Genomic DNA, 7,816 nt, shown 5'->3' with positions numbered 1-7,816 from the left:
CCACGGAGGATCACTGGAGCGGCGACTGGGCTCGATCGAGCCACGACTGTCGGTACAGGCTCCGCCCGTCAGGCGATGGGTTTCGCTGCTGCTCCGCCCTACGAGCTGGGCCGCCGGGGCAGCTTTTACTCGCTAGCGAAGGCCGCCCGTGACGTGAAGTGTCTCGCCGGTGACGTAGGATGCATCATCCGATGCGAAGAAGGCCACCGCGGCGGCGATCTCCTCGACCTTGCCGATGCGGCCGAGCGGCGTGGCGGATTCGATCCAGTTGCGCATGTCGCCCTCGTGCAGCCCCGCCGACACGACGCCTTCGGTTGCGATCATGCCGGGATTGACGGCGTTGACGCGAATCTTGCGCGGCGCGAGCTCCTTCGACAGTACGGCGGTGATCGCATCCACCGAGGCCTTGGTCGCGGTGTAAACGGCGGTGTTTGGCGGTGTAATGGTCGATACGCCGGAGGAGATGTTGATGATGCTTCCGCCATTGGCGTTGAAGTGCTTCGCCGCTTCACCCGAGACCAGCAGCAGGCCAAGCACATTGAGGTCGAAATGCTTGTGGAAATGCTCGGGCGTGATGGCCTCGAGCGGGGCGAACTCGTAGATGCCGGCGTTGTTGACGAGGATGTCGATCGCACCGAACGCCTTCACGGTCTCCGCGACGATGGTCTTCACGTCCTTGGCGTCCGCCAGATTGCCATGGACCGCGACGGCTTTGCCGCCCTTGGCGATGATGCCGGCGACCACGCGGTCGGCGGCCTGCTTGCTGGAGCTGTAATTGACGGCAACCGCCGCGCCCTCGGCCGCGAGCCGGGCGGAGATTTCGGCACCTATGCCTTTGGATGCGCCGGTCACCAGGGCAACTTTACCTTCGAGTCTCTTGGTCATCGCATGTGTTCCATTGTTCGGGGGGATGCCGATATTCAATAGTTCAATACTAGTGAACTATTGGACCAATTCAAGGGACGTGCTATATTTTGGGCATGGCCCAGTTCGTTCACCCGGCGCGGGAGGAGATCACACTGGCGGGGGTGCTCGGCGCGCTCGCGGATCCCATGCGGCTGCGTATCGTCAAGAGCCTGGCCGCGCAGAAGGATTGCATGTCGTGCACCGAGGCGGCGCCTTGCCCCGATATGGCGAAGTCGACGCTCTCGAACCATTTTCGCATTCTGCGGGAGGCCGGCCTGGTCCGGACGTCAAAACAAGGCGTCCAGCACCGCAACGTCCTGCGCGAGGAAGACATCAACGCGCGATTTCCGAAGCTGCTCAAGATGATCCTGAGCTTTCCGGACTGAGAGCATTCGCGCTGAACGCGGAGGCGTGGTCGCGTGTAGCGCTGTGGCAGCCAGTTCTGTCCTGGGTCTGCTTTGCTCCGAAGAGCAGACCCAACGGGGAGTTGCTGGGAAGGGCAGAAGGAGACATTCGGCAGTGCGAACCACCTACGAGGCAAGATTCAGCTGCGTGGTGCGCGCCGCCGAGGCGGGGCTCAATCCGTGGGCTGCGGGCCCTCGTAGCCCTCGATCACGATGATATCGATGTCCACGGCGCCCGCGCGCAGTGCCCTCGCCTTGGTGTATTCAGGTGAGCGGTAGCAGGCGAGCGCGGTTTCGTAGTCCTTGAACTCGATCACGATGTTGCGGTCGCGCGCCTTGCCCTCCACCGCCTCGAATGTGCCGCCGCGTACCAGGAATTTCGCGTGGTATTTGCAGAGCACCGCCGCGAGGGCGGGGCCGTAGGCTTTGGTGTATTCGGGTTTGATCACATCGATGCGCCCGATCCAATACCCGTTCGGCATGTTGTCCTCCTCATTTTTGCATTCTCAAATCAAGAGGGGCCGCTGGAAGCGAAGGGCCATTTCCGGGCTCATGCACCGCAGTTGTGGCAGTACGGGGACCCGCGCGCGCTCGCGGCCGACGTGGCCTTACCCCCGTTCGACAACGACTGTTCCCCTCACCACGAACAGGGTTCGGTTGCCGTCAGTTACCTCAATGGAGACATAGGTGTTGCGGGAACGCTCCGCAGCTCTTTTGAGGCCGTCTGGCATCCGCTGCGCGGCTCGGTGACATGCTGCCCCATCCGTCGGGAACAGTTCTCCACGCAGGTTTTCTGTCTTTTGGCTCGCGCATGCTGATGAAAGAAGCAACGAGGCATTGCAGCTTCCTCCATTCATGAGCAACCAAGGATAGAGCGGCTTGGTTCAAGAGCCGGAGTTGGTTCCTAACGCATTCGTGTAGAAGATATGCTGATTGAGAAGATCGGCCTATTGGCTGCATCGGCCACCTCCAATGACCAATCTTGGCCGGGTCGATACCTGCCGTCGATCTCATTAAAGAGAGCGCCTGCGAAGGTCGTTGCCTCTCGCCAAGCCGCTTCGTCGTCCGGAAGCACTTGGCCTTCAAGGTCCCTCTCGGGTACAGCACCGCGTAAGTGAAAGAAATATCTCGGCATATTTGAAGAATAGGCCGAACTGCCCGATGTTCCTAAGCCGTCGCTGATCGTCGATGTGGTCGTGAGCGATGCGACGTGCTTGTCATCATCAAGACCTTCATCAACAAAATGTCTTTGATCGTGCCACGATCTCGGGATGCGGCTGCCATGTGCCGCAGCCGACAATTGGCTGATGCTACGACCCTCCGTGTTTTAATGCAGGTATTCCTCGTTGAAATCTCCAATGAACTCCAGCTCTGCACGCTGCAGCAATTCTAGCGTTTGGCTTTGCCAGTCGATCAGGCCCCGACGACGGAGTTCTTGAATGGTGCGGTTGACGTGCACTACCGAAAGCCCGCAGGCATCGGCAAAGTCGGCTTGCGTGAACGGCAAGTTCATTTTGCCATTCTCCGCCAGTCCGACTTTTTGCATTCGCGTTGAGAGTTCGCAGAGCAAGTGCGCAACTCGCGGAAGTGCAGCACGTGCTCCGAGGTTCTCGACCCATTCGCGGTAAATTGCCGCCTGGATAACGGTCTCTCCCCAAAGAGCGTAGGTTAGTCCGGGGAAATCCCGCAACACCTGTCTGAGCACGACGTGGCTGACAGTGGCGATTGTGGACGGACCCGTGCTGCACAGATCGTGATCTATCGTTGGCACATGCAAGCAGTGAAGGTCCGGGATGTCGCCGGGCACGTAGAAGGCGGATATCTGATTTCGTTCTGAAATCACCCGTTGCCGCGACAAGAAGCCGCTCATCAATACGGTGCAGGCGCTGGGGCGTTCACCCTGATGCACGGCAATGTCCCCGTCGGCCAGATTGCGCACGGCGTAAGGCAATCCAACTAACGCTTTCTGTTCGGACTCCGACAGCCTGCCGGCTGTAAGCAAGCGTTTGATGAGCCTTTGGTGCGGCACGACGGCGCTCCCCGATTATGCAGGCGGGAGCTCACTGGGTCTCTCAGCCACCAACGCCTACGGACAGAGCCCTCGGTTGGTGATGGTGAAACAATACGCCGGAACAACCGGAGCGCACACTTAGCTATGTTAATATTGGCCTCGGCGTCCTCGCTCGAAAGAGGCCGCCACCTCCGTGGCGGCCTTACTTCTTTCGGCCCTGCTCAATAAGTTCAAGGAAAAATAAGGCGAGGCCCGGTGTGCCTAGGAGCCCGGGCTTCATGACCCCCAGCAGCCCAAAACAGGTTGTTCGGCTACGGACGAAACTATGACGATCGGGCAAGACGTGTTGATCTTGCGCAAACCTATCGGCAGGGCTCGCTACTGCGGTCAGGTGGGGCCGCCAGCGCCTGTCATGTGCGAATATTTGGGAACGACTGCCGGTCCAGCCACTTGGCTGAGACATGAAGGACGAGCCTGTCGTTCTATTTCCCGGAATGCTCAAGCCCCTGCGGCTCGCGCGTGTTTATGGTTTTCTCGTCGAACGCAATGACGGTCTTTATCATCCCGGCGGTAATCAGCCCGTGTGCTCCATGCCCTTGGCACGGAGAATGGTCGAAGGTGGCTGGCTCATGAAGCGCGGCCTTCGCTATGAGCCCACGGAGCAAGGTCTGCACGCGGCAGAATGATGCTGGCCTCACAGGCCGGTAGAAGCGGCGACCGCTTCGAGCGGTAGGCAAGGCATTCGAATTTGCGATGCAGCATAGTCCAACCCCCTTGCCGCACCATAAATCCGCGAATAAGTTCGGCTCCCTTTGTAAAAAGTTGGGTAGCTGGGATGAGCGGTTTTCAAGCCAAGTTAGAGCGTTATGAGAGCCTTGCTGCTGAATGCCAAAGGACTGCCAAGACGGCAAATGAGAGCAATCGGGGCTTTTATTTGAGAGCGAGCGAGCACTATCGCCAATTGGCGGATGAGGTCCGCGCTCTGATTGCGACGTTCGACCTCGCAGCCTAGCCCCCCGCCGGAGAGCTACGGGTCCGGTTCCTCTTTCGGAGTTGGCTGGTGGGCGTCGTCCGAGAGGAAGGCGCTCATTGAGCCGGTCCGGACTACCATTTCAAGCTGCTCGGCAAGCACCTTGAAATGCTCCGCCGTTTTGGGGAATGGCTCGCGCTTCTCAGGCTCGTCGCCAAATCGCGGATCATCTCGCATTCCGCGATCTGCGTTTTGAGCTTCTCCAAATGCGCAACGGGCTCATGTTCGGCAGCAAGGGCAGCAGGGTGGCGCCGAGCGCGTTGTCACCGAGGCGTGCTACCGCCGTTCGACAACGACTTTCCCCCTCACGACAAACAGGGTCCTGTTACCGTTGGTGACTTCGGTGGCGACGTGGGTGTCATGGGAACGTTTCTCAGCTTTTTTCAGATTGGCTGGCATTCGCAGTACCGCTTGGTGGCACGCCTCACTATCGTCCCGAAATTGCGTTCCTTGCGGGTCTTCAGTCGTTTGGCCTCGCACATGCTCACGGAAGAAGTAACGCGGCATTTGAGACCTCCTGTCTCGATTGACAGGAATCAATTTTGGACCGGTGGCTCGGTTCAAAAATGAACAAAGCAAATTAGGGCGCTCGCTAATCCAAGTTAGGAAACCAGGGGTCAATACAGACAGTTACCAGTTAGTTAGGAACAATGGCCTGGCATCTCGTCTTGGAAATCTCGCTAGTCCATGTCGGGCTGGCCGAGCGGCCCCGGCCTAACCAGTCCCCCCTGAACGGGGCCGTCTCTCCATCCTCAGAGACGGCCTTACCTTGGATCAAGCTGCCTGCTGGCGATCTCGGCAAGCGCTACAGCGTTGGTTACGCCGCTTGACCCAATCTCAATGATCTTGCGGGCGACAAGGTCGCATACGGGATCGCTGCGGTCGATCAGGTCCAGTTTTCGCAGGGTCGCGTTGAACGCCAGTGCAGCGGGTCAACCTGAGAGGTATTCACGTTGAGCAAAACGAGTCCGCTCTTGCCTTGATTGCTGACGTCCTCAGCGCAGCAGCTTCAAACTGCCGGTCAAGGACCTGACCCACTTCTCTGCGCCGGCAAGTCCCAGGCCATCGATCGGCTCGCTCGCAAGGTCGCACTGCGGAAACCGGGCCCGATAGTCGGCGAAGGCATGCAGGCTTCGCGCAAATCTCGGGAACGGCACCACGATCGCCCGGTCGGGCGCCGGCAATGCCTTGAGCAGCAGTGACACGATCTCCTTCGCGGACGCTTGGAGGATCGGGACCGGACGGATCGCGCTCGTCTTCACCGCGCGCCCCGCGACATCCGTCAGTTCGATGTCGCCAAGGCCGCGCTCGACGGCGCCGATGCCGATGCCGATCGTTGCCGCCGTGTTGGCGATCAGTCCGAGCGGCAGGGAGGGATCGACGATGATCGCAAGGCGTGTCTCGGGGGCATTCATTCGGCATGGACTCCGTTGACCGCCAGCAGCGGCGCTGCGTTGCCGGCACCCCGGCGGCGGTTTGGTCTGGGCCTTCAGGGTATGCCCCGCGTTATGACAAGGGATGCCTATTTAGGTGACTGGGGAGCCAAGCTGAGGCATAGAAAGCCGAGAGTTTTCTCGAACTGAGGTAAGTCATGCCCTTGCCATTTGATGCCCAGGACGCCGCGATTCTGGCCGCGCTCCAGGGCGACGCCCGGCTGACGGTCGCGCAATTGTCCGACAGGATCCATCTGTCGACGTCGCCGACCTGGCGCCGGGTGAAGCGCCTGGAAGAGGAGGGTGTGATCACCGGCTATCAGGCGAGCCTCGATCGCCGCGCGCTTGGCTGGGGTGTGCTCGCTTTCATCAGCGTGTCGATCGAGGATCACAGCGACGCGCAGGCGCGTGCGTTTGAGAACGCCGTGGCAGCGTTGCCGGAAATCGTCGCCTGCTGGAGCATCGCCGGCAGCGCGGATTTCCTGCTCCAGGTGGTGGGACGCGACCTCGATGCTTACGCGGAGTTCGCCATGACGACCATCCGCCGGCTGCCAGGCATCAAGGCGATGCAAACGACCTTTACGTTGAAGGAAGTCAAGCCGCCTGCGCCCTGGCCGATCCCCCGACCGGATTGAACGAATGCGGCAATAGGTCTCGCAAGCGCTCAACCCATCCGAACTGCGCAAGCCGGCCGCATCACTCAATCACATCGTCCGTCAGCACGAGGATCGACGGCGGGATCGTCAACCCCAATGCGCGGGCCGTCTTGAGGTTCACGACCAATTGGAATTTGGTTGGCAGCTGGATCGGCATCTCTGCCGGCTTTCGCCCTTTCAGGATCAGATCGACATAGCCGGCCGCACGGCGAAACAGGTCGCCGATGTCGGCGCCATAGCTGAGCAGTGCGCCGGCGCGAGCGAACTCGGCCTGTTCGCCGACGACGGCAATCTTCCTCTCGATGCCGGCATGGCAAATTTCGTCCCGCATCGCCGACGTCATGTAATCGCGGATCACCACCATTGCGGCACCGCCCGCATCCGCCAACATCTTGATCTGCTCGGACACGGCTGCCTGCGAGGCAGCCGTGAGGCCGAGACGCATCGGCTCCATGCCGGCAGAGCGTGCTTCCAGCATCGTCTGCGCGCCCCACGCACTGAATGTGGGATCGGTTGCGTTGTTCATCACGCCCAATGTCTTCAGCTCGGGCAGGATCTCCCTCAGCATCTGGATCCGCTTCGACGACATCTGTTCGCCGAAAGCTGCAAAGCCCGTCAGGGTGCCGCCGGGACGCGCAAGGCTCTGGAACAAGTCCGGATCGCTCTGCACGGCGGGCAGCGCGACGGCGACCACCGGGATCTTGGTCTTGCTCACGGCTGCGCGCGCTGCAGCGGGACCCGGCGACAACAGGACATCGACCGGCTTGGCCGCGAATTCGTCGATGATCGCGAGCCCGCGCGCCACGTCGCCGTTGGCCGCGCGCGCATCGATGAAGATCGAGCGTCCTTCGACGTAGCCAAGATCATTCAAGCCCTTGCGAAAATGCTGCAGGGCCGGCGCATCAGCCTCCGCTGTCGCAAAGCCCATGAAGCCGACGGTCGGCACGTGACGGGATGCATCCTGCTCTGCCAGCGCCGCTGGCGGCCATGCCGCCGCCATGCCCATAGCTCGAAGAAAATCCCGCCGTCTCATCCCGTTTAACCAGCAAATCTCTGTTCGAACTGTGGGCGGCAACGACGACAGACAACACAGCGCACAACGATACCTGCTTGCCCGCTGGAAGCAACCGGGGCGTCCGACGCGGCTGAGACCGGCGATAGCCTGGCCGCGTCGAAGTCAATGCAGCCATATCAATTATGCCCGTAATAGGTCCGGTTGCAGAACTGGCGCCCCTTCTCATGGTAGGCGGCTTGCTGTGCTGGCGAGAGGTTCGGAGGCATCTGAAAATTGCCGTAGGCGTAGAGTTGCAGGCACGCGATGTAGTCCTTGTTCGATAGCCAGCTCCAGTCAGTTGCGGAAGCGGGAGCGGCCAAGC

Annotated in this window: 12 protein-coding genes; 3 read left to right on the top strand and 9 right to left on the bottom strand. The window is 60.6% G+C overall.

The window, feature by feature from the left end:
- Positions 1 to 132: 132 nt before the first annotated feature.
- Positions 133 to 885: an SDR family NAD(P)-dependent oxidoreductase gene (locus AOQ71_RS11910; protein WP_057746306.1), complete on the bottom strand. Its 753-nt coding sequence runs from the start codon at positions 883 to 885 to the stop codon at positions 133 to 135.
- A 95-nt stretch (positions 886 to 980) separates the two neighbouring features.
- Between AOQ71_RS11910 and AOQ71_RS11905 the strand changes: the two genes are divergently transcribed.
- Positions 981 to 1,292 carry an ArsR/SmtB family transcription factor gene (locus AOQ71_RS11905; RefSeq protein ID WP_057746303.1) on the top strand — a complete coding sequence of 104 codons (312 nt, stop codon included), beginning with the start codon at positions 981 to 983 and terminating at the stop codon, positions 1,290 to 1,292.
- 191 nt (positions 1,293 to 1,483) lie between these two features.
- On the opposite strand, the gene AOQ71_RS11900 is transcribed toward AOQ71_RS11905, so the two are convergent.
- The 3 genes from AOQ71_RS11900 to AOQ71_RS11895 all read right to left on the bottom strand — a co-directional run bounded on the left by AOQ71_RS11900 (position 1,484) and on the right by AOQ71_RS11895 (position 3,339).
- A complete protein-coding gene (locus tag AOQ71_RS11900) occupies positions 1,484 to 1,792 on the bottom strand; it encodes a DUF1330 domain-containing protein (protein WP_057746299.1) in 309 nt (102 codons plus the stop codon).
- Between the two features lie 422 nt (positions 1,793 to 2,214).
- The gene (locus tag AOQ71_RS50225) at positions 2,215 to 2,445 is read right to left on the bottom strand and encodes a DUF6894 family protein (RefSeq protein ID WP_430648619.1); all 231 of its coding nucleotides are present in this window, start codon (positions 2,443 to 2,445) and stop codon (positions 2,215 to 2,217) included.
- A gap of 192 nt (positions 2,446 to 2,637) precedes the next feature.
- Positions 2,638 to 3,339, bottom strand: coding sequence for a Crp/Fnr family transcriptional regulator (locus AOQ71_RS11895; RefSeq protein ID WP_057746296.1), 702 nt, complete (start codon positions 3,337 to 3,339; stop codon positions 2,638 to 2,640).
- Positions 3,340 to 3,782: 443 nt separating this feature from the next.
- Between AOQ71_RS11895 and AOQ71_RS43070 the strand changes: the two genes are divergently transcribed.
- Positions 3,783 to 4,007: a hypothetical protein gene (locus AOQ71_RS43070; RefSeq protein ID WP_083514134.1), complete on the top strand. Its 225-nt coding sequence runs from the start codon at positions 3,783 to 3,785 to the stop codon at positions 4,005 to 4,007.
- A 341-nt stretch (positions 4,008 to 4,348) separates the two neighbouring features.
- On the opposite strand, the gene AOQ71_RS46635 is transcribed toward AOQ71_RS43070, so the two are convergent.
- The 3 genes from AOQ71_RS46635 to AOQ71_RS11880 form a co-directional block, all read right to left on the bottom strand.
- A complete protein-coding gene (locus AOQ71_RS46635; protein WP_057746290.1) occupies positions 4,349 to 4,528 on the bottom strand; it encodes a hypothetical protein in 180 nt (59 codons plus the stop codon).
- Between the two features lie 99 nt (positions 4,529 to 4,627).
- Entirely contained in the window at positions 4,628 to 4,858 is a 231-nt protein-coding gene (locus AOQ71_RS50220) for a DUF6894 family protein (protein ID WP_162268349.1), read from the bottom strand.
- Positions 4,859 to 5,346: 488 nt separating this feature from the next.
- Complete coding sequence (locus tag AOQ71_RS11880) at positions 5,347 to 5,766, bottom strand: DUF2000 domain-containing protein (protein WP_057746287.1); 420 nt, start codon at positions 5,764 to 5,766, stop codon at positions 5,347 to 5,349.
- Between the two features lie 176 nt (positions 5,767 to 5,942).
- On the opposite strand from AOQ71_RS11880, the gene AOQ71_RS11875 reads away from it, so the two are divergent.
- The gene (locus AOQ71_RS11875) at positions 5,943 to 6,419 is read left to right on the top strand and encodes an Lrp/AsnC family transcriptional regulator (protein WP_157083490.1); all 477 of its coding nucleotides are present in this window, start codon (positions 5,943 to 5,945) and stop codon (positions 6,417 to 6,419) included.
- A 61-nt stretch (positions 6,420 to 6,480) separates the two neighbouring features.
- Here the strand turns inward: AOQ71_RS11875 and AOQ71_RS11870 are convergent, their stop codons facing one another.
- Positions 6,481 to 7,440, bottom strand: coding sequence for an ABC transporter substrate-binding protein (locus AOQ71_RS11870; RefSeq protein WP_162268348.1), 960 nt, complete (start codon positions 7,438 to 7,440; stop codon positions 6,481 to 6,483).
- A gap of 191 nt (positions 7,441 to 7,631) precedes the next feature.
- Positions 7,632 to 7,816 (bottom strand): hypothetical protein (locus tag AOQ71_RS46630; RefSeq protein ID WP_245316846.1); only part of this gene is annotated, 185 nt, incomplete at its 5' end.

The organism is Bradyrhizobium manausense, assembly GCF_001440035.1.
In the GTDB taxonomy this organism is placed as follows: Bacteria; Pseudomonadota; Alphaproteobacteria; order Rhizobiales; family Xanthobacteraceae; genus Bradyrhizobium; species Bradyrhizobium manausense.
This window is presented reverse-complemented; position numbering and strand designations above follow the sequence as displayed.